Here is a 22,193-nt window from a genome sequence, read left to right as displayed (position 1 = left end):
TTAACCCCTTAGAAATTGTCAAGAATTACAATTACTAAGGGGTGATTTTATGTCTAGAAAAAAGAGTTCAATAAAATATACAAGTAAAAACAGAATGTATTCTATATTTGTATTGTTTATATTAATTTATGGATTTTTAATATATAGATTGGTAGACATCCAAATTACACATTCTGACTTTTATAAAAAGTGTGTTAGAGATCAGAGTAGCTCTAGCATAAACTTAAGCTCAGGGAGAGGTACTATATATGATAGAAACAATAAAAAAATAACAGATACTAAAAGTGAAGATATAATAATAATTCAAAAAGATAAAATTAATGTGGATGATGGATATATGGAATTAATACAAGAAGTTACAGGGCTTGATAACTCCCATATATATGAAAAAATACAAGAAAATCCAGTTTCACCAATAGTTGAATTAAAAGTAAGTAAAATGAATGATAACTTAAAAGGTAGATTGGAAAAGGAAAACATAATAATAGACAAAAAGACATATAGGTATTCAGATGAAGATATACTAGCTCATACTATAGGATACATAGATAAAGATAGTAATGGAGTAAGTGGTATTGAAAAAAGTAAGGATGACGTATTAAAAGATAAAAATTTAGACTATGTAGAAGTATTTAAAGCTGGAAGTTCAGGTAATGCAGGTAAGAACAAAAAAATTGGAGTTCTAGATGGTAGTGTAAAAGTAAATGAAAAGAACAAAGATGATAGACATTTAAAGTTAACTATAGATTATGATATTCAAAAAAAATTAGAAAAGCTAGTAGACAAAGAACAAAATCCAAGCTCGGTAGTTATATCTGATGTAAAAAGTGGAGAAGTATTAGCTATGACATCTAGGCCTAATTTTGATAGAGATTCTATAAGTGAATATTTAAAGATGAATAATGGAGAATTGGAAAATAGAGCTATAAAATATATGTATGCACCTGGTTCTGTATTTAAGATAGTGGTTTTATATGCTGCACTAGAAGAAGGTGTAGTAGATGAAAATTACACTTATACATGTACAGGATCTTCAGAAGTACATAATAGAGTTCTAAAATGTAATAAATTGGAGGGACATGGAACCTTAACTCTAGAACAAGCATTTGCTAATTCTTGTAATACTGCATTTTTAGATATAGGGCTTAAAGTAGGTAAAGAAAAGATAATGGATACTGCTAAAAAACTTCATTTAGATCAAGAAGTAGGAATTGATATATATGGAGAAAAAAGCGGAACTATAAAAGATGAAATAGATATAGTTAACTTATGTATTGGTCAAGGGCAAATGATGTTTACACCGCTTCAAGTTAACCAAATGACGCAAGTGATTGCCAACAATGGGACATATGAGCCTTTACAAATTTATGATAGTATAATAAACAATAAAAAGGAAATCGTAAAGGCATTTAGGTCCACGAAGGAAGATAAAGGAGATATATCTCCATATATTGTAAGTAAAATAAAAAATATGATGAAGTCCGTAGCGAGTGAAGGAACTGCAAAAGAATTAGCTACATTAGAAAAAGGAAGTGGAGTAAAAACAGGAACGACTCAGGCTACTATTAATGTAGAGAATGCAGATAAGACTATGGGCAAAAAAATAATAACACATGGATGGGTAACAGGATTTTACCCTAAAGAAAATCCTAAATATGCAATAACTGTAATAATTGAAGGTACGAAGGATTCTAGCAAGCCTGCAACGCCTTTATTTAAAGAGATTTGTGAAACTATATTAAAATAAATTTTTTTATACAAGCAATTTTATCAGGCCACTTTCATATAATTTAAAATGACATGGAAGGAAGAAAGGGGTGGCCTGATTGACTATATTAAAATCTTTTGAAAAACCCTTAACTCCTGAAGAAGAGTATAATTATCTAACTAAATTTAAATTAGAAAAAGATGAATCAGCTAAGGAAGTATTAATTGAAAGAAACATGAGATTAGTAGCGCATATAGCAAAAAAATATAATAACTCAACTGAAGATCAAGATGATCTTATTTCTATAGGAACAATAGGTCTTATAAAAGCTATAGAAACTTATAACGTGGAAAAAGGAACTCGATTAGCTACGTATGCGTCAAAATGTATAGAAAATGAAATATTAATGAACATAAGAACTAATAAGAAAAATAAAGTGCAAGTTTCATTACAAGATCCTATAGGTACTGACAAAGAAGGTAATGAAATAAGTTTAATTGATGTACTTGGTACTGATATAGACCATATTTTAGACCAAGTAGAGTTAAAGGTTCAAATCAGTAAGCTTTATGAAAAATTGGAAAATATATTAAGTCCAAGAGAAAGAGAAATTGTAAAGTTAAGATATGGATTAACTCCTCTTGGATATAAAACACAAAGAGAAATTGCTCAAAAGTTGGATATTTCTAGATCATATGTTTCTAGAATAGAAAAACGAGCATTGAAAAAGTTAAGAAAAGAATTAAAATGTGAAAAAAGCCTTAATTAAGGCTTTTTTTGCGCTTAAGAAATAAAAATTATTTTTTTGCTTATTCAAGAAATGACAAAATATTTGGAAAGTATCTGCTAATATAATTGTAAATAGTAAATTAAGGGATAAAAGGTGGGAATATATGATTAATTATACAAGTAATTTTGGGAGAATCTTGGATATAAACTTAATCATTGTGATAGCTGCACTCGTAAATGGTATATACATAGGTTTTTTTGAAAAAATTAAAAATACAAAATATATAAATTTTATATATTTTGTAGAAGTTTTGATATATGTATATATAATTTCTAACAATTATAGATTTACAAAAATAGATATGTATATATTAGCTGTATATACGTTTATAAAATCTATGTATTTTTGCTTTATAAGGCACAAATTAAAGATTAAAAACATACAATTTATATTTGTAGTGACATTAAATATTATAAGTTTAATTTATATAGGGATTAACTTTAATATATATATATCTTTGAATATTTTAATGAATTTACTTATATGCAAGTTTTTTATACTAGACAATATGAAAATTAAAAAAGAAAAACTCGATGAAAACATACAAAAACTAAAAAAATTAAATGAAAATATAAGTGTACTGAACTTAAATATAAAAAATGAAGCAGTAAAACAATTTGAATATAAAGAAGATACGTTAAAAATAGAAAAGAATATAAATAAATCTATTGAAGAGTCTGATATGCCTATAGTTATGTTAAATAAAAAAAATAATATGATTTATTGTAATCAGAATTCTTGGAGAAATATTAATCTAAATAAGGTTAATATTTTAAATTATTTATGCACTAATTTTAAAAATGGACAAGAGTGTATAGATATGATTAATAAAGTAGGAATAAATAGCTTTGAGTCTATAAACTTGTATGATAACGAAGAAAAAGTATATAGGTTTATATGTACAAAAGAAATAAGAGATAATAAAGAAATCAAAATATGTATATTTAATGATATAACACAAAGTACTCTGATTCAAAAACAACTAAATGATAGTGAAGAAAAATATAGAAAACTTATGGATGTTTTAACTGATGGAGTTATAATTCATGATATGAATGAGATAAAGTATATAAATGACTCAGCATTTAAAATATTAAAAATAGAAAAGAGTAGAAAAAATATTAGCTTAGAAAATTTAAAAAGTAAAATACATATGAATGAAATGAATCAATTAAATGAAAGTTTAGAAGAAGTAAAACTTGGAAAAGTAAGTAAATGCATAAATAAATTTAAAACTGTAGATAACATTTTTATAGAATTGATAACTACAAAAATAGAAACTGATGATTCAAATATTTTATTGAGTATAGTTGTAGACATAACAGAAATGGAAGAAGCACTTAAACAATTAGAAGCAAATCAAAAAACATATAGAGCACTAGCACAAAATTTACCAGACGGAATTGTAGTTATAGATAAAGACAGTAAAGATTATGTATATCAAAATAAATCCATGATAAAAATTTTAAAGAAAGTTAAAATGGATAGCATAAATAAATTTATAAATGATTATATTTCCAATGAATACTATGGAGAAACTAAAAGGTATGAAATAGATAAAAGTAAAAGTTGTTTTGCAAGTATAACTATTATAGATAGAAAAGAAGAACAACAGTTATTAGCTATAGTAAGACTGCTAGAAAATGAAGAAAGAGTTTTAGAAGCTATAAAAGAACTCGATTTAGTAAATGCTCAACATCATGTAAAAAATGAATTTTTAATAAACACATCTAAATTACTAAAAGACCCTATAAATAATGTAGCTAATATGAATAAGATATTAGAACAAAATAAATCTGAATTTAACTCCAAACATATAGAAAATTACACAAAATTAGTTAAACAAAACTGTTATAGATTACAAAGAGTTATAAACAACATGAATGAAATTGTAGATGTAGAAAATGGAGTTTGCGGCGTTGAATTTGTGTACTGTGACATTATAAATCTTACAAAACATATCGTAGATTGTGTGAATGGCTATTTAAACGACAAAGGTGTATATATTAAATTTAATAGTGATATAAATTATAGTATTTTAAAAATAGATTTAGATAAAGTTCAAAAAATAATTTTAAATTTAATTTCTAATGCTATAAAATTTAGTGAAATTGGGAGCTTGATAGAAGTATATATATACAAAAAAAATGATTTTATAAATATAGCTGTTAAGGACAATGGAGTAGGGATACCTAAAGATAGATTGAAATTTATATTCACTAAGTTTGGACAAGTTGATAAAACCTTATCTAGAAATACAGAAGGGTGTGGAGTTGGATTAACCTTAGTAAAAGCATTTTTAAAATTACAAGGTGGGGATATAAATGTAAATAGTGAGGAAGGTAAAGGTAGCGAGTTTATAATCTCATTAAAAGAGTTTGAAAATATAGATGAAAAAAAATTAGTTGATACAAATGTATTAAAAGATTCTATATTTGAAAATATGCATATAGAGTTTGCGGATATATATTTCTAATAAGGCCATAAATACATAGGGGGCGTAAATTATGGGATATAAGCTGATATATATATTAAATATATCAATTTTACTAGCTAGTGGATTTTATATTTCCTCGTATGCTAGAAAAAATAAAGTTTTTATGAGTTCAATGTTGATAATATCTATAGTTTTGAATTTTATAAATTTAAAGCAATCACCATATTTATATATGGCTGCTACTATTAGTAGTTTTATGGTTATACAATCTATTTACAATTTTAATATTAAAAAATACAAATACAGAGAGCTTAAAATAGGCTCTTTGTGTTTAATATCTTTATTAATAATCTTTTTAAATAAAAATTTTTTACAATTTAACATAGTAATGAATGCATTTATAAGTATAGGATTGTTTTTTATAGTTTTAAGGAGATATTCAAAAAAAGATAGGGACAAGAACAGTCATCTAGTAATTGATTTAAAGATTCTTAAAAATAAAATTAAAGGTAAAAACGACAATCTAAAAGCTAGTAAAAAAGAAACAAAAAAACTATTGGATATATTAAACAATAAAAAAGAAATTTTAAATATAATATTAGAACAAAATAACAAGTGTGTAATTTTAATAGATAAGTACGGATATATTTCAAATGAAGATAGCAGCTTTTCAAATGTTTGGAAAGAATACTCATGTTGCAATTACAAAATAAAGTTTTCACATTTTTTAAATAAGAGTATAGAAAACAGTACGGATGTATTATTAGATGTGCAGAAGGTATATGATATAGGGATTAAGCTAAATAGAGAGATAATTAGCAAAGACAATAGATATTTTGACTGTGAGTATACTCCATTAAAAGTGAGCAATCGAATAATTGGAGTTATATGTATAATGACTGATATAACATATAAAAAATACTCACAGAAAATAATTAATTATAACAAAATAAAGTATAAAAAAACTATAGAAACTATACCTCATACTATTGTGGTGACAAAGGACAATGAAATTACATACAACAATAATAATAATTTAGAAATTGATATATATGAAGATAGATTAAAAGATTTTATTTTAAATACAAAATCAAAAGGAAGTTTTGAAGGATATTTAAATAAAGATACTAAAAAATACTTAAATATAAATAAAGCTAGTTTTGAAGAAAACAATATAAAAAAAGATATAGCAATAATAAGGGATACTACAGAGTATAATGTGCTTTTGAAAAGCATAGAACAAAGTGCCAAAAACTACATATCGTTAGTTAATGCTATTCCTCAAGGAATATATATATATGATTTTGAAGATAAAAAAACTACTTATGTAAATGAAGTACTTTTGAATATGTCGGGTTTTGAAAGTTTAAATGAATTTAATGATAGCCATATAATTAAAGACATTTCTTGGGTTTTAAATAAATTTGGGCAAGATGTCAAATTTATGCGACATAAGATACAAAATAGGAAAGGAAAATATATAGATGTAGAACTAGGGGGAATTACCCTGGAAATAAATAATAAAATGACATGTATAGGGATAATGAATGATATAACTGAAAAAGTTAAGGCTGAAAATATAGAAAGAGAAATAGCTAAGAAAAAACTAGAATATAAACAAAAAAATCATTTTTTTATAAATATGTCGCATGAATTAAAAACTCCATTAAATTTAATAATGTCATCTAATCAATTGATTCAATCTATTTTCAAAGATGAGATTTTAAATAATGAAAGCGGATTGATAGCTGCTGTTACGAATTCAGTAAAAAAACAAAGTTATATTTCTCTAAGGCTTATAGAAAATATAATGACATTAACTAAATTAGAAGCTGATTTTTACAAACCAGAAGTAGATTGTTATGATGTTGTAAGTTTAGTTGAAGACATAATAATTGAAATTAATAAATATTCAATAGATGATAAAATAAAATTTATATTTGATACAAATATAGAAGAAAAGCTAGTAAGAGTAGATCCTTATGATATAGAAAGAATAATATTACTACTTTTTAGTAAATTGATAAAACAGTCAAAACAAAATAGTACTATATATATTGAGCTTTTAGATAATATAAAAGGCTTAAATATATATATAAAAAATATAGGGGGATATGACAAAGACATATGTCTAAACAATCAATCCAGAGATAATATAAACATGAATGTAGAAGTTGCAAAATCTATAATCAATATTTATGGAGGTTCAATAAATATAGTTGAAAATAAAAATAGTATAGAGATAGATATAAACCTCGATATTAAAGAAAGTTTAGACTATAATGAAAAGAAAATTTGCACACTAAATAAAGAATCTATATACGCTGAATACTCTATGATAAATGCTTTATAAAATAGGATATCTCAAATTTAAATTTGAGATATCCTATTTTGAGTTTAAAAAAGAACAATTAAAGCTGTATAATATATATAACAAATGGAAATAAAAGCTAACAGGAGGTAATTATGGATATAAATGCAAAGACAAATTTATTATGTTTAATAGGAAGTCCTGTTGAACATAGTTTTTCACCTAATATACATAACTATTTAATAAAAAAAAATAATCTGAATATGAAATACATGTGCTTTAATGTTAAAAGTGATGAATTGGAAAATGCTATAAAAGGAATTAAAGCTTTAGGTATTAAAGGATGCAATGTAACTATTCCCCATAAGGTGGAAATAATTAAACATTTAGACGCAGTAGATAAGAATGCTCTATTGATTGGAGCTGTAAATACTATAAAAAATGAAGGTGGAAAGTTAATTGGATACAATACTGATGGTATTGGATTTGTAAAATCAATAACAGACAAGGGCTATGATATTAACAATAAAAAAGTTTTAATAATAGGAGCGGGAGGAGCTGCCAGAAGCATAGCTATAGAAATGGCATCAAATGGAGCTAAAGAAATAAATTTAAGAAATAGGACTATAAAAAATGCTAAAGAAATATCTGGTGTTTTAATTGATAGTTTTGGTATAAATTCAAAATTTTCAACAGATGAAATAACTAAGGATGATTTAGAAAATATAGATATAATAATTAATACGACTCCTATTGGAATGGATAAAGATAAAGATAGTTGTCCAATAGATGAAAACGTCAATTTAATTAATAAAGATATACTTGTATGTGACATTGTTTACAATCCTCATGAAACTAAATTTATTTCTTGGGCTAAAAAAAATAAATTTGATATTGTATATGGAATAGATATGCTTATAAATCAAGCTGTACAAGGATTTAACATATGGACAGGTATTTATGCAAATGAGCATGAAAAGTTAAAGGATATACTAAAAAATGTATAACTATAAACATAAGAGGAACGGATATTTAATTTTAGAGAATATTGTATCTTTAAGCTTAATAGGAATAATGGCATCACTAGTTGTAAGCATATTTTCAACTAGTGTTTTTAATTTGGAAAAATCATACAATACAAGTAAAATGATAAATTTGGCAAAAAAAGAAATGTGTAGTATAGAGTATGGAATTCAAAACAATAAAGAAGAAAATTTATTTAAAAGGACTAGCAAAAATATTGAAGGATACACTGTAAAATCAGAAGTGATAAAAGAAAGAGATTACTTTAATTGTTATCATGTTTCTGTTTGTGTTAGTTGTGAAGAGAAAAAAATGATGATAGATAGTTATGTGGTGAGAACATGAAAAAAAGAAATGGATCAGTGCTGATAGTAACATTATTGTGTTGCTTTATATTAAGTTGTATATGCTTAGGATGTATAGAACTGGTTAAAACAAATAATGATATAGTTTCTACAAAGGAAAAGTCAGTGAAGATGGAATATGAGGTAAAAGGAGGCATAAATTTAGGATGTAGCAAAATTGTAGAAGAAGTTAATAATTTAATTGAAAATAATATAGAAGAGAATGATTTAGAATGCAATTTTAAAAATCACTTTTTAGGAAATAACAAAATAAATATAATAAAATCTATAGAATCTATGGGAGATAATCAATTAAAAATAAGAGTTGTAAATAATGACATTTACCTAGACGATGGTTATATAAAATTAGATATAGAATCAAAAAAAGAAGATAGCAACTTTAAGAAAACTGCTATATGCTCAGTAAAAATAAATATTAAATCAACCGAAGAAAATGAAAAGAGAGTATTCAAATACAATTATAAGGAGACTTAGAGAAATGAAAAGAGAAGGAATGTGACTTTAGTTGAAGTTGTAATAGGTATAGGAATAATTATGACTATATTAATGATAAGTTTTCCAAAAGAAAAATCACAAAAATATGAAATGGATTCTTTTGCAAGACAGCTAGTAGGAGATATAAGATATGTTAGAAGTATGAATTCAAATGGAAATCTTAGTGTTTTTCTAGAAAATATTAGTACACAAGATAATCCTAGATATGTAATAAAAGAAAATACCGACATAGTGAAAACGGTATACCTGCCTAAAAATTCGAGTTTATCATATCCATCATCAACAATAAAATTCAAATCAGATGGAACACTTAGCTCAAAAGGAGAAACTATAATAATTGATTCAAAAGATAGAAAAATAAAAATAACTATAATTCCATTTAGCGGAAGAGTTTTATTAAAAGAGGATATGTATGAAACGTAGAGAGGGTTATCTTATATTAGAAATTTCAATATCTATGGTAATAACGAGTATCGTATTAATTATACTGTACAGTTTATTATTTACTTCAATGAATATGTACAAAAGAATTTACAGTAGTATAGAAATACAGCAGCAGGGTTTAGAAATTCAAAAGCATATGGAAAAAGAGCTAAGTGGAGATATAGAAATAACTGATGTAAAAACAGAAAATAGTCAAATTTTAACTGGTAAGGAGTTTGAATTTACAAAAGTAAAATCTATTTACTATAAATCCAAAACAAATTTGGAATGCAATGACTGTGATGAACTATTTTTAAATAAAAAAACTAATAAGCTTTTTATAAAGAGAATGGGATACAAATCAGGATATGAAGTAGGAGATTATATAGATGACATATACATATCTAAAGAAAAAGATGGTAGAATTGTTAATATAAAATTAGAACTATCTAAGAATAAGCAAAAACATTGCATTGAATTTTCAATATACAATGATGATATAGGAGAACTTGTATGAAAAATATAATCTTAATTGGATTTATGGGGACTGGAAAGACTACAGTTGGAAAGGAATTAGCTAGAATTAAAGGTATGGATTTTTTAGATATGGATTTAGAACTTGAAAAAAAAGAAAATAAAACAATAAACCAAATTTTCAAAGAACATGGAGAATCATATTTTAGAGAGAAAGAATCAGACTTACTTAAAGAAATATCTTGTCTAGAAAATACTATAATATCTACTGGGGGTGGAATTATAGAGAATGAAAGAAGTGCTAAAGTTTTAAAAAATATGAAAACTGTAATATGGTTAGATGGAAATGTTAATACTATAGTTAACAATTTAGAAAATGAAATAGACAAAAGACCAAAACTAAAAGATATAAATGATTTAAAAAACTATATCCAAGAACTATTAAATCACAGATATGAAAAATATAGAAAATGTTCAGATATCAAAATAAATATTGATGATAAAAATATAGCCCAAGTAGTTAGTGAGATACTTGTTTATATTTAACAAAATATGTTATTATATAGAGTATAAACGAGTTTTTAACAAAAGGTTGGTGGATGCTATAAAAATATTAATAATTAATGGTCCTAATTTAAATATGTTAGGAAAAAGAGAACCTGATGTATATGGGAAAAATACATTAGAAGATTTAGAATATAGCATAAAACAAACATTTAAAGATACTATTGATTTTGAATTTTTTCAAAGTAATCATGAAGGATGTATAATAGATAAATTACATGAGGCTAATTGTAATTTTGATGGAATTATTATAAATCCTGGAGCGTTTACACATTATAGCTATGCTATAGCAGATGCCATAAAATCTATTAGTACTAAAGTAGTAGAAGTACATATATCAAATGTGCACAAAAGAGAAGAATTTAGACAAAAAAGCGTAACAGCTAGTGCGTGCATAGGGCAAATTACAGGATTTGGATTTTATGGATATATTTTAGGGGTAAATGCAATAATAAATTGTGAGGTGGGTATAGGTGAAAAATAGAGTTTTAAAATTAAGAGCAGAGATGGAAAGATTAAACTTAGATGCAATTTTAATTGAAGAGTCTAAAAATAAAAGATACATATCTGGATTTACAGGAACTGCTGGTTCTATAATAATAACTAAAGAAAAAAACATATTATTTACAGACTTTAGATATACACAACAAGCTAAAAATCAAACAGAGGATTTTGAAATAGTTGAAATATCTAGAACAAACCCGATCACAAATTTCTTGAAAAAAATGGATATGAAAAGACTAGGATTTGAAGATGATAAAATGAGTTTTTCAACATATTCAAATTATAAAGAAGCTTTATCTAGTACAGAAATGGTTCCATTAAAAGGATTAATGCTAGATTTAAGAGCTATAAAGGATGAAAAAGAATTAGAAGTTATAAGACAAGCTTCTAAAATTGCAGATAATGGATTTAAATATATATTAGGATTTATTAAACCAGGAATGAAGGAAAGTGACGTAGCTTTAGAGCTTGAGTTTTTCATGAGAAAACAAGGTGCAACTGGAGTATCATTTGATTTTATAGTAGCATCAGGAAAAAGATCATCTATGCCTCATGGAGTAGCTAGCGATAAAGTTATAGATTTAGGCGATTTCGTAACAATAGATTTTGGATGTGTATATAATGGATATTGCTCAGATATGACAAGAACTATAGTTGTAGGAAAAGCTAATGAAAAGCAAAAGGAAATATACAATATAGTATTAGAAGCTCAATTAAAGGTTATAGAAGCTGCGAAAGCTAATATGAGTGGAATAGAACTTGACAATATCGCAAGACAATATATAATTGAAAAAGGATATGGTGATAAATTTGGTCATGGCTTAGGACACGGAATAGGCCTTGATGTACATGAACTTCCAAATGTTAATACATTAGGAGAAAAGTTATTAAAGCCTAATATGGTTATAAGTGATGAGCCAGGTATATACATAGAAGATTTTGGTGGTGTAAGAATTGAAGATCTACTTATAATAACAGAAGATGGATGTGAAGTATTAAATTCATCACCAAAGGAATTAATAGAATTAGAATTTTAAGTATAATTATGGAGGGACACATATGGTAACAGCAGGTGATTTTAGAAAAGGTGTAACGTTTGAGAAGGATGGTCAACCATGTTTAATAGTTGATTTCCAACATGTTAAGCCAGGAAAAGGTGCTGCGTTTGTCAGAACTAAGTACAGAAACTTAAAAACAGGAGCAATAAGAGAAGAAGCTTTTAACCCAAGTGACAAGTTCCCTAAAGCTCATATAGACACTAGACAAATGCAATATCTATACAACGATGGTGAGTTATACTACTTTATGGATAACGAAACTTTCGAGCAAATACCACTAGACTATGAAAAAGTTGAAGATGCAATCAAATTCTTAAAAGAAAATGAAACTGCAACAATAAGATTCTACCAAGGGCAACCATTCCAAGTAGAAGCTCCAAACTTTGCAGAACTTGAAATAGTTGAAACAGAGCCAGGAATCAAAGGAGATACTGCAAGCAACGTTACTAAGTCAGCTACAGTTGAGACTGGTGCAGTAGTTCAAGTACCTTTATTCATAAATACAGGAGATAGAATAAAGATAGATACAAGAACTGGAGAATATTTATCAAGAGTTTAATAATTTATGAATATAAAAGCTTATATATCTAATAATAGGTATATGGGCTTTTAAATTTATACAAAAAAATAAGGAAAGTGAGGGGTTTTAATGAAATATTTATATGAAGAAGTTGCATACTTAAAAGGTCTTGCAGAGGGATTGGAAATAAGTGAAGAAACAAAAGAAGGCAAAATAATAAATAAAATAGTAGATGTTTTAGAAAGTTTTGCAGATGCAATAGTAGAATTAGAAGAAGAACAGATAGAACTTATAGATTATGTAGAATCTATAGACGAAGATTTATCAGATATAGAAGATGATATATACGAAGAAGAAGATGAAGACGATGAAGATGATGAAGAATATAACTACATAGAAATGGAATGTCCTAATTGTAATGATTTTGTAGAGATAGATGAGGACTTACTATATAATGAAGACATAGATATAGTATGCCCTAATTGTCAAGCAGTTATATTATCATCAGAAGATGAGTGTGAATGTTCAGATGAATGCATATGTGATTGCGACGATGAAAAATAAAACTGTATAAGTGAAGAATTTATAGAGCCTATGAAGTTATATAAGATTCATAGGCTTTTTTACGCCTAATTAAATGACACTTACTAAAAAGTTATGGATAGTTTATGGCACTTAGTTATATCTATATTAACTGTTTTGGGCGTAAAAAAAGTTTATATTATGTTTTGCAATAATTTTAGAAAAATAGTACACTATAGTCTATAGATATTTAAATGGAGGTAAATAAATGAAAATAAAATCAAGTATATTAGTTAATATATCAAAATTTGAAGATATTATTAAATATAAATTTAAAAATAAAAAATTTATATTAGAGGCATTAACACATAGTTCATACTCTAATGAGAATAAATCTTATTTATTCAATGAGAGATTAGAATTCTTAGGGGATTCAGTATTAGGGATAGTAATAAGTGATTATTTATTCCAAAAGGAACAAGATTTACCTGAAGGTGAGTTAACAAAATTAAGAGCCAATATAGTTTGTGAAGAGTCTTTAAGTGACGTTGCTAAAGAAATAAATTTAGGAAGTCATATTCTTTTAGGAAGAGGAGAAGAAGCTACAGGAGGTAGAGATCGTATATCTATATTAGCCGATGCATTTGAAGCGGTAATAGCTGCAATATACCTAGATGGTGGAATTGAAAATGCAAAAGAATTTATATTAGATCATATGGAAAGTATAATTCAAGACTCTATAAAAGGAAGAATCTTCAGAGACTATAAGACTCATTTACAAGAGGTTGTACAAAGTAAAGGTGAAAGTATAATTTCATATAACTTAGTAGAAGAAATTGGACCAGACCATAATAAACGATTTGTAATGGAAGTTACTCTAGACGGTGAAGTTTTAGGAAGAGGAGAAGGTAAGAGCAAAAAAGAGGCAGAACAATCAGCTGCAAAACAAGCATTAAGAAGGATGATTTAATATGAAAAAGAGAATTATACCTATATTTGTGCCTCATAGGGGATGCCCTCATGATTGTATTTTCTGTAATCAAAAGAAAATTACTGGAGTAAGCACAGATATTACAAGTGAAGATGTAAGAAATATAATTGAAGAATATTTAACTACAATAGATAAAGATGCAAGTATTGAAATTGCATTTTTTGGAGGTAGTTTTACTGCTATAGATATTGATATTCAAAGAAGCTTACTTTCTGTAGCTAAAGAATATGTAGATAAAAATATCGTAGATGATATAAGGATGTCTACGAGACCTGATTGTATAAATGATGAAATACTAACTATGCTAAAAGAATACAAAACAAGTATTATAGAACTTGGAGTTCAATCCTTAGATGAGAAAGTATTAATAGATAGTGTAAGAGGTCATAGTGATGAAGATGTATTTAAAAGCTCAAAGCTTATAAAGGATTATGGTATAAATTTAGGATTACAGATGATGGTAGGGTTACCATCAGACACAGAAGAAAAATGCATAAAAACAGCAAAAAAATTTATAGAATTAAAACCGGATTGCGTAAGAGTATATCCTACTTTAGTAGTTAAAGAGACAGGTCTTGAAAAACTATTAAAGGAAGGCAAATATAATTCATTTACACTTGAGAAAAGTATAGATATAGTAAAAAAAGTTTTGGTTTTATTTTATATAAACAATATAAATGTAATTAGAGTTGGATTGCAAGCAACTGAAGATATAGCAATAGGAAAAGAAGTTCTTGCAGGCCCATACCATCCAGCTTATAGAGAGTTAGTTGAAAGTAAGATGTATGGAGATTTTATTGAACACTTAATTAAAACATATGAGGTTAAGAAAAATTTAGTAGTTTTAGTTAACAAAAGAAATGTATCTAGAATATTAGGAAATAAAAAATCTAATGTAATAGAAATAAAAGAAAAATACGATGTTTTATTAAAAACTAAGGAAGCAAATTTAGATATAAATGAATTAGAATTTGTATTAGATGATGAAAAAACTATAAAGTTTGATACAAAAGATATATATATGAAATTAAGCGATATATACAACCTTTAGTTTTATTTTGAAGGGAGAGAAAGGTATTGTATTTAAAAAGATTAGAACTTAAAGGATTTAAATCCTTTCCAACTAAAACAGATGTGCTTTTTAACGAAGGTATAACAGCTATAGTTGGTCCAAATGGAAGTGGAAAAAGTAATATATCAGATGCAGTAAGATGGGTATTAGGGGAGCAAAGTATAAAAAGTTTAAGAGGCGATAAGCTAGAAGATGTAGTATTTGCCGGAACAGACACAAAAAAAGCAATGAACTATTGTGAGGTAGCATTAACTATAGATAATAGTGATAAAAAATTAGACATAGAATATAGTGAAATTACTATAAAAAGAAGAGCTTACAGAAGTGGGGAAAGTGAGTTTTTCTTAAATAATAAGTCGTGTAGATTAAAGGATATAAAAGAATTACTATTAGATACAGGAATAGGTAAAGATGGATATTCTATAATAGAACAAGGTAAAGTTGATGAAATTTTAAGCAATAACCCTGTAAATAGAAGAAAAGTATTTGATGAAGCCTGTGGAATATCAAAATATAGATATAAAAAACAAGAAGCGGAAAGAAACTTAAAGAATACAAAAGAAAACTTAAATAGAATAGAAGATATATATGTTGAGATAGAGAATCAGTTAAAACCTTTAGAAACTCAACAGAAAAAAGCTATAAAATATTTAGAAATAAAAGAAGAGTTAAAAAAGATTGAAGTAAATAGTTATATAAGCGAAATTGAAGAATTAGAGATTCAAGCGGAAGAAACATTGAATCATGATAAAGTGCTGAAAGATCAAATGGTTTCAGTTAAATCTAAAAAAGAAACTTTAGAAAAATCTATAACTGATTGTGATGAGGAACTTGAAGAAATTGACGTTAAAATAAACAAGACTATTGAATATATAAACACTATAAAAGGTGTAATAAACAAAAAATATTCAGAACTTAGCGTTCTTAATGAAAAGATAAAAAATTGTAACAGTGATATACAAAGATATACAAATGAAATTAGCTATATAAACAAAAAAATAAATGATGATAGTTTAGAATTAAAAAAATTAAATGAAAGTAAAGATAATGCTTTTAAAAATTTAAAAGATATAGAAAATAAAATAGATGAAGTTGAAATAAAGAATAAAGATAAAAAAGAAAGTATAAATAAAGTAAGTCAGACTATTGAAACTTTAAAAGATGAAATAATAAACTTACTGGATATTAAACAAAATAGTGCAAATAAACTGTCTACTTTAAATGCAAACATTGAAAATATAGAAAATAGAACTAAAACTATAGATATAGATATAGAACATATACAAAAAAATATATGTAATAAAAAAGATGAAATATCAAAATTTAATTCTCAAAAACAAGAAAAATTAAGTTTAATAGAAAACTTAAAACAAGAATTTGAAGATATTAATAAAAAGGTAAATTCTCTAAAAATAGAATATGACAAAATAAGTAATGATATACAAGGCTCTAAACTTAAAATAAATGAGTATAACTCTAAATTAAACATATACACTGATATGGAAAAGCACTATGAAGGATTTAATAAAGGTGTAAAAGAAGTGTTAAAGAATAAAAATTTAGAAGGTATATATGGAGCATTAGGTCAGGTTATATCATCTAGTCAAAAATATGAAAAAGCACTAGAAGCATCGCTTGGAAGTTATATGCAAAATATAATAACTAAAGATGAAAATAGCGCTAAAAATGCTATAAATTACTTAAAGAAAAATAATTTAGGAAGAGTTACATTCTTACCTTTAAATATAATTAAATCTAATAAAATAGATAAGAATGCAATAAAAAGCAGTACTAAATACATAGGTATAGCCAGTGAATTAGTTAAGTTTGATGAAAAGTATAAAAATATAATTGAAAATGTTTTAGGAAGAACTATAGTTATAGGAAGCATGGATGAAGCTATAAAGTTTGCTAGAGAAACTAACCATAGATATAAAGTTGTAACTTTAGATGGAGAAATTCTAAATCCAGGAGGATCTTTAACTGGAGGAACGGTAAGAACTAATGGAAATATACTTTCAAGAAAAAGATTGATAGAAGAGTTTAAAGAGAATATAGAAAAAGAACAAGAAAAACTAAATTCATTAGAACAAGAAAAAATTAGTTTAAGAGGCTCTATAGATTCGAACCTTACAAAAATCGAAAAAATAAATAATGAATTACGTGAAAGTGATAAAAATGTAGTTGTTATTAATGCAAACATAAAAAGTGCAAATGACGAAGTTTCAAATTTAAATAATAACTTAAATAAATTTGAAAATGAGAAGTTGAGTTTAGGTGAAAATTTAGAATATACACTAACAAAAACTAAGTCATTAAAAGAAAATATAAATGAAATAGAACAAAATCATCTGTTAAATAAAAATGAAATAGACACATTAAATTCAAAATTAAAAGAAATAAATGATGGTTATGAAGTAGATAAAAGCAGATTTGATGATTTAAATATAGAATATGCTAAATTAAATCAAATTCACCAAGCTACAATAAAGGATATAGATAGAATTCAAAAAGAAATAAAATCACAAAATGATGTCCTTAGAACTACAAAAGAACAACTTGAAGAAAGTAAATCTAATACTGTTAAAATTCAAGATCAGATTAAAATAGAAACTTCAGAAAAAGAAAACTTGGAGAATCAAATTATAGATGAAAATAAAAAATTAAGTCTGCAAAAAGAACAAAAAGATTCTATTAAGAAAAATAGAGACGCTATAACTACTGAATCTAAAAATATAGATAGACAGTATATGGAAGTTAAAGAAAGTTTATTTAAGATAGAAAATAAAATAGAAAGACTAAGATCATCTAAAGAAAATTATATAGCTAAACTTATAGAAGAATACGAATTAAGTTTAGAGGAAGCAAAGTCATTAAAAGATGAATCTGTAGTTATTGATAAAAAAGAGCTAGAAAACCTAAAAAGACAAATAAAAAGTCTTGGAAATGTAAATATAGACTCTATAAAAGAATATGAAGAAATAAAAGAAAGATATGATTTTTATAGTGAACAAAAGAAAGATTTAGAAGACTCTATAGAAGTTATATATAAACTTATTAAAGAACTAGAAGAAAATATGAAAAGAGAGTTTAATGAAAACTTTATTTTAATAAATGAAAACTTTAAAGTTGTTTATAAAAAATTATTTGGTGGAGGAAATGGAGAACTTAGAATAGTAGATAAAGATAATATTCTAGAAAGTGACATAGAAATAGTAGCTCAGCCACCTGGGAAGAAAATGAAAAATTTAAATCTTTTATCAGGAGGAGAAAAAGCACTTACTGCAATCAGTATATTATTTTCAATAATATTAGCTAAGCCAACTCCGTTTTGTATACTAGATGAAATAGAAGCCCCACTAGATGATGCAAACATATATAGATTTGGAGAGTTTTTAAAAGAACTGTCTAAAGATACTCAATTTATATCTATAACTCATAGAAGAGGTACTATGGAGGTTGCAGACTATATATATGGAGTTACAATGCAAGAAAAAGCAATCTCTAAGGTGATAAGCCTAGATCTAAAAGAAGCTAAAAAATTAACTGAAGATATAATATAAGGAGGCAAAATGTTTAAGAAGTTATTCAAATTTGGAAAGAAAAAAGAAGAAGAAGCTGTAGTTGAAGAAGATATTCAAATCGAAGAAGTTAGTGAAGAATCAGCTACTGATGAAGAAGAGCAAAAAGAAGAACTAGTAGAGTCTAAAGAAGAAAACAAAGAAGAAACTGTAGTTGAAGGCGCAGAGTTTGAATTAGAAGAAAAACATCATTTAGATGAAGAGTCAGAAAATAAAGAAGAAATAATAGATATTGACAAGGAAGATCAAATTGAACAAACTTCGCTAGAAGAAGAAGAAGAAGAAGAAGAAGAAGAAGAAGAAATTACAAAAGAAGGTTTATTTGCAAGACTTAAACAAGGACTTACTAAAGCTAAACAAGGAATAACAGATAAAATTGATGCTGTTTTAAATTCATATACTACAATAGATGAAGATCTTCTTGAAGAACTTGAAGAAATACTAATAACAGCAGATGTTGGTGTAAACACTACTATGGAAATGATAGATGGACTAAGAGATGCTATAAAAACTAAAGGTATTACAGATCCTTTAGCTGTAAGAGGTGAGTTAAAAGCTGTAATATGCGATATGTTAGGCGAAGAAGATTCTAAATTAAACATAGAGCCTGGTCCAAGTATAATATTAATGGTAGGAGTAAATGGGGTAGGTAAAACTACTACAATAGGTAAGCTAGCTAATAGATACACTAAAGAAGGTAAAAAAGTACTCCTTGCAGCAGGTGATACATTTAGAGCAGCAGCAATAGAACAACTAGAAGTATGGGCTAACAGAAGCAATGTGGATATAATAAAGCACCAAGAAGGAGCTGATCCAGGAGCTGTAATATTTGATGCTGTTAAAGCTGCTAAAGCTAGAAAAGCAGATGTATTAATTTGTGATACAGCAGGAAGGCTTCATAATAAAACTAACTTAATGAATGAGTTAGGTAAAGTATTCAAAATAGTTGATAGAGAATATCCAGAAGCGCAAAAAGAAGTTTTATTAGTTGTAGATGCTACAACAGGTCAAAATGCGGTATCTCAGGCTAAAACATTTAAAGAAGTAGCTGATATAACAGGAATAGTTTTAACTAAATTAGATGGTACAGCAAAAGGTGGAGTTGTTTTAGCTGTTAAATCTGAAGTTGATGTTCCTGTGAAACTTATAGGTGTTGGAGAGAAAGTAGAAGACTTACAAGATTTTGATTCAAAAGCATTTATAGATGCGTTGTTTGGGAACTAATTAGCTTTTTAAAATAATTGTTGACAACTTTATTAGTATGATATAAAATACAATGTGTAAAGGAATTAACCTTTACAGTAAAGCAAGTGGGAAGTGTAATAATGAATCTAGAAAAATTAGTAGAAATTGGGTTGTTATTTGAACAATACAAAATGCTTCTAACTGATAAGCAAAGAGAAATTGTATCACTTTATTACAATGAAGATTATTCTCTTGGAGAAATCAGTGAAAATCTAAGTGTTTCAAGACAAGGAATATATGATACATTAAAGCGTTCTGAAAAAATTTTGAAGGATTATGAATCAAAATTAGGCTTAGTTAAAAAGTCAAAAGAACGTGAAAAAATTACACAAGACATATATAATAAAGTTGTTGACATTAAACAAGATTTATTGCAAAATAGAGATTGTGCTAATTTAATCCCTAAGGTAGAAAATATAGAAGATTTATGTAGGGAGATGTTAAAATGATATTTGAAGGATTAGCAGATAAACTACAGGGCGCTTTAGGTAAATTAAAATCTAAAGGTAAGCTTACTGAAAAAGATGTTAAAGATGCTATGAGAGAAGTTAAGCTAGCTTTATTAGAAGCTGATGTTAACTTTAAAGTAGTTAAAGACTTTGTTAAGAAAGTTCAAGAAAGAGCTGTTGGACAAGATGTTATGGAAAGCTTGACACCAGCACAACACGTTATAAAAATAGTTAATGAAGAACTTACAAGTTTAATGGGTGATGTTCAAAGTAAAATAATGATATCGCCAAAGCCACCAACAGTTATAATGATGGTAGGTTTACAAGGTGCAGGTAAGACAACTACATCTGGTAAGCTTGGAGGATACTTTAAAAAGCAAGGTAAGAAGCCCTTACTAGTGGCTTGTGATATATATAGACCTGCGGCGATAAAGCAATTACAAGTTGTAGGTGAAAAATTAGATATACCAGTGTTTAGCATGGGAGATAAAGAAAGCCCAGTAAATATAGCAAAAGCTGGATATAATCATGCAGTAAAAAATAACCACGATTTAGTTATAATAGATACAGCGGGTAGACTTCATATAGATGAGACTTTAATGGAAGAGTTACAAAATATAAAATCTGAAGTTAAGCCACATGAAATACTATTGGTTGTAGACTCTATGACAGGACAAGATGCAGTTAATGTTGCACAAAGCTTCAATGATGCTCTTGGGGTTGATGGAGTAGTTTTAACTAAGCTTGATGGTGATACTAGAGGTGGGGCAGCACTTTCAATAAGAGCTGTAACACAAAAGCCTATAAAGTTTATAGGTATGGGAGAAAAGCTAGATGACTTAGAGCCTTTCCATCCAGATAGAATGGCATCTAGAATATTAGGTATGGGAGACATCCTAAGCTTAATAGAAAAGGCTCAAGAAAATATAGATTTAGAAAAAGCTAAGGAATTAGAAAGCAAAATTAAAAAGCAAGATCTTGATTTTGAAGATTTCTTAGAACAAATGGAACAAATTCAAAAGATGGGTCCTTTAAACAAGGTAATTGAAATGATTCCTGGTATGGGTCAAGTCAAAGACCAACTTGGGGACATCGATATGAATAATAAAGAAATTGTTAGGACTAAGGCAATCGTACAGTCTATGACAATAGAAGAAAGAAGAAATCCTAGTATCTTAAATGCTTCAAGAAAGAAAAGAATAGCAAGAGGTAGTGGTACTAGTGTTCAAGATGTAAACAGACTTATAAAGCAATTTGATGAGATGAAAAAAATGATGAAGATGTTTACAGGAACTCAAAAAAGCATGAAGAAAAGGGGAGGCTTTGCCGGTTTACCTTTCTTTAAATAATAGAAAACAAAAAGATAAAAATTTTTCGGAGGTGTCGATATGGCAGTTAAAATAAGATTAAAAAGAATGGGATCAAATAAAAAACCTTTCTACAGAATAGTAGTAGCAGATTCTAGAGCTCCAAGAGATGGAAAGTTCATAGAAGAAATAGGATTCTACAATCCAATATCTCAACCAAAGCAAGTTAAAATAAACGATGAGAAAGCTGTTAAATGGTTAGGATGTGGAGCACAACCAACTGATACAGTTAAAACTTTATTAGTTAACAACGGAGTAATGGAAAAGTTCGAAGCTTCTAAGCAAGCTAAGTAA

General features: G+C 26.8%; 21 protein-coding genes. All 21 read left to right on the top strand.

Translation table 11 applies throughout. From position 1 onward, the window contains the following. Positions 1 to 49: 49 nt before the first annotated feature. Positions 50 to 1,747, top strand: coding sequence for a peptidoglycan D,D-transpeptidase FtsI family protein (locus ACN6I1_RS11205; protein WP_419741982.1), 1,698 nt, complete (start codon positions 50 to 52; stop codon positions 1,745 to 1,747). Between the two features lie 79 nt (positions 1,748 to 1,826). Beyond that, positions 1,827 to 2,477 (top strand): RNA polymerase sporulation sigma factor SigK, encoded by a 651-nt coding sequence (gene sigK, locus ACN6I1_RS11200; RefSeq protein ID WP_021429616.1) that lies wholly within the window; start codon positions 1,827 to 1,829, stop codon positions 2,475 to 2,477. 124 nt (positions 2,478 to 2,601) lie between these two features. Beyond that, a complete protein-coding gene (locus ACN6I1_RS11195; protein ID WP_419741981.1) occupies positions 2,602 to 4,974 on the top strand; it encodes an ATP-binding protein in 2,373 nt (790 codons plus the stop codon). 31 nt (positions 4,975 to 5,005) lie between these two features. Continuing rightward, entirely contained in the window at positions 5,006 to 7,288 is a 2,283-nt protein-coding gene (locus ACN6I1_RS11190) for a histidine kinase dimerization/phospho-acceptor domain-containing protein (protein ID WP_419741980.1), read from the top strand. A gap of 113 nt (positions 7,289 to 7,401) precedes the next feature. Further along, complete coding sequence (gene aroE / locus ACN6I1_RS11185; RefSeq protein WP_419741979.1) at positions 7,402 to 8,253, top strand: shikimate dehydrogenase; 852 nt, start codon at positions 7,402 to 7,404, stop codon at positions 8,251 to 8,253. Next, the gene (locus ACN6I1_RS11180) at positions 8,246 to 8,614 is read left to right on the top strand and encodes a hypothetical protein (protein WP_419741978.1); all 369 of its coding nucleotides are present in this window, start codon (positions 8,246 to 8,248) and stop codon (positions 8,612 to 8,614) included. Before aroE ends, ACN6I1_RS11180 begins: the two co-directional genes overlap by 8 nt. Next, entirely contained in the window at positions 8,611 to 9,108 is a 498-nt protein-coding gene (locus tag ACN6I1_RS11175) for a hypothetical protein (RefSeq protein ID WP_053831730.1), read from the top strand. The genes ACN6I1_RS11180 and ACN6I1_RS11175 overlap by 4 nt, the downstream gene beginning before the upstream one ends. 21 nt (positions 9,109 to 9,129) lie before the next feature. Beyond that, complete coding sequence (locus ACN6I1_RS11170) at positions 9,130 to 9,552, top strand: hypothetical protein (protein ID WP_025161748.1); 423 nt, start codon at positions 9,130 to 9,132, stop codon at positions 9,550 to 9,552. Next, positions 9,542 to 10,069 carry a hypothetical protein gene (locus ACN6I1_RS11165; RefSeq protein ID WP_419741977.1) on the top strand — a complete coding sequence of 176 codons (528 nt, stop codon included), beginning with the start codon at positions 9,542 to 9,544 and terminating at the stop codon, positions 10,067 to 10,069. Before ACN6I1_RS11170 ends, ACN6I1_RS11165 begins: the two co-directional genes overlap by 11 nt. Then, on the top strand, positions 10,066 to 10,572 hold the full coding sequence (locus tag ACN6I1_RS11160) for a shikimate kinase (protein WP_419741976.1): 507 nt from the start codon (positions 10,066 to 10,068) through the stop codon (positions 10,570 to 10,572). Before ACN6I1_RS11165 ends, ACN6I1_RS11160 begins: the two co-directional genes overlap by 4 nt. A 49-nt stretch (positions 10,573 to 10,621) precedes the next feature. Further along, a complete protein-coding gene (gene aroQ, locus ACN6I1_RS11155) occupies positions 10,622 to 11,074 on the top strand; it encodes a type II 3-dehydroquinate dehydratase (protein WP_332840796.1) in 453 nt (150 codons plus the stop codon). After that, complete coding sequence (locus ACN6I1_RS11150; RefSeq protein WP_419741975.1) at positions 11,064 to 12,131, top strand: M24 family metallopeptidase; 1,068 nt, start codon at positions 11,064 to 11,066, stop codon at positions 12,129 to 12,131. The genes aroQ and ACN6I1_RS11150 overlap by 11 nt, the downstream gene beginning before the upstream one ends. 22 nt (positions 12,132 to 12,153) lie before the next feature. After that, entirely contained in the window at positions 12,154 to 12,711 is a 558-nt protein-coding gene (gene efp, locus ACN6I1_RS11145; RefSeq protein WP_021429540.1) for an elongation factor P, read from the top strand. A gap of 90 nt (positions 12,712 to 12,801) precedes the next feature. Continuing rightward, positions 12,802 to 13,236: a CD1247 N-terminal domain-containing protein gene (locus ACN6I1_RS11140; protein ID WP_419741974.1), complete on the top strand. Its 435-nt coding sequence runs from the start codon at positions 12,802 to 12,804 to the stop codon at positions 13,234 to 13,236. A 226-nt stretch (positions 13,237 to 13,462) separates the two neighbouring features. Then, positions 13,463 to 14,164, top strand: coding sequence for a ribonuclease III (gene rnc, locus ACN6I1_RS11135; RefSeq protein ID WP_053831725.1), 702 nt, complete (start codon positions 13,463 to 13,465; stop codon positions 14,162 to 14,164). A 1-nt stretch (position 14,165) separates the two neighbouring features. After that, entirely contained in the window at positions 14,166 to 15,236 is a 1,071-nt protein-coding gene (locus ACN6I1_RS11130) for an elongator complex protein 3 (protein ID WP_419741973.1), read from the top strand. A 26-nt stretch (positions 15,237 to 15,262) separates the two neighbouring features. Beyond that, complete coding sequence (smc, locus tag ACN6I1_RS11125) at positions 15,263 to 18,820, top strand: chromosome segregation protein SMC (RefSeq protein WP_419741972.1); 3,558 nt, start codon at positions 15,263 to 15,265, stop codon at positions 18,818 to 18,820. A gap of 381 nt (positions 18,821 to 19,201) precedes the next feature. After that, entirely contained in the window at positions 19,202 to 20,062 is an 861-nt protein-coding gene (gene ftsY / locus ACN6I1_RS11120) for a signal recognition particle-docking protein FtsY (RefSeq protein ID WP_332841152.1), read from the top strand. Between the two features lie 101 nt (positions 20,063 to 20,163). Then, the gene (locus ACN6I1_RS11115) at positions 20,164 to 20,532 is read left to right on the top strand and encodes a putative DNA-binding protein (RefSeq protein WP_419741971.1); all 369 of its coding nucleotides are present in this window, start codon (positions 20,164 to 20,166) and stop codon (positions 20,530 to 20,532) included. After that, positions 20,529 to 21,881 (top strand): signal recognition particle protein, encoded by a 1,353-nt coding sequence (gene ffh / locus ACN6I1_RS11110; RefSeq protein WP_021429709.1) that lies wholly within the window; start codon positions 20,529 to 20,531, stop codon positions 21,879 to 21,881. The genes ACN6I1_RS11115 and ffh overlap by 4 nt, the downstream gene beginning before the upstream one ends. A gap of 39 nt (positions 21,882 to 21,920) precedes the next feature. Further along, positions 21,921 to 22,193, top strand: coding sequence for a 30S ribosomal protein S16 (gene rpsP / locus ACN6I1_RS11105; RefSeq protein WP_021429667.1), 273 nt, complete (start codon positions 21,921 to 21,923; stop codon positions 22,191 to 22,193).

The sequence above is a fragment of the Paraclostridium dentum genome, assembly GCF_048568265.1.
Taxonomy (GTDB): domain Bacteria; phylum Bacillota; class Clostridia; order Peptostreptococcales; family Peptostreptococcaceae; genus Paraclostridium; species Paraclostridium dentum.
Note: the sequence above shows the minus strand (reverse complement) of the source record. Positions and strands in the feature narration are given on the sequence as shown.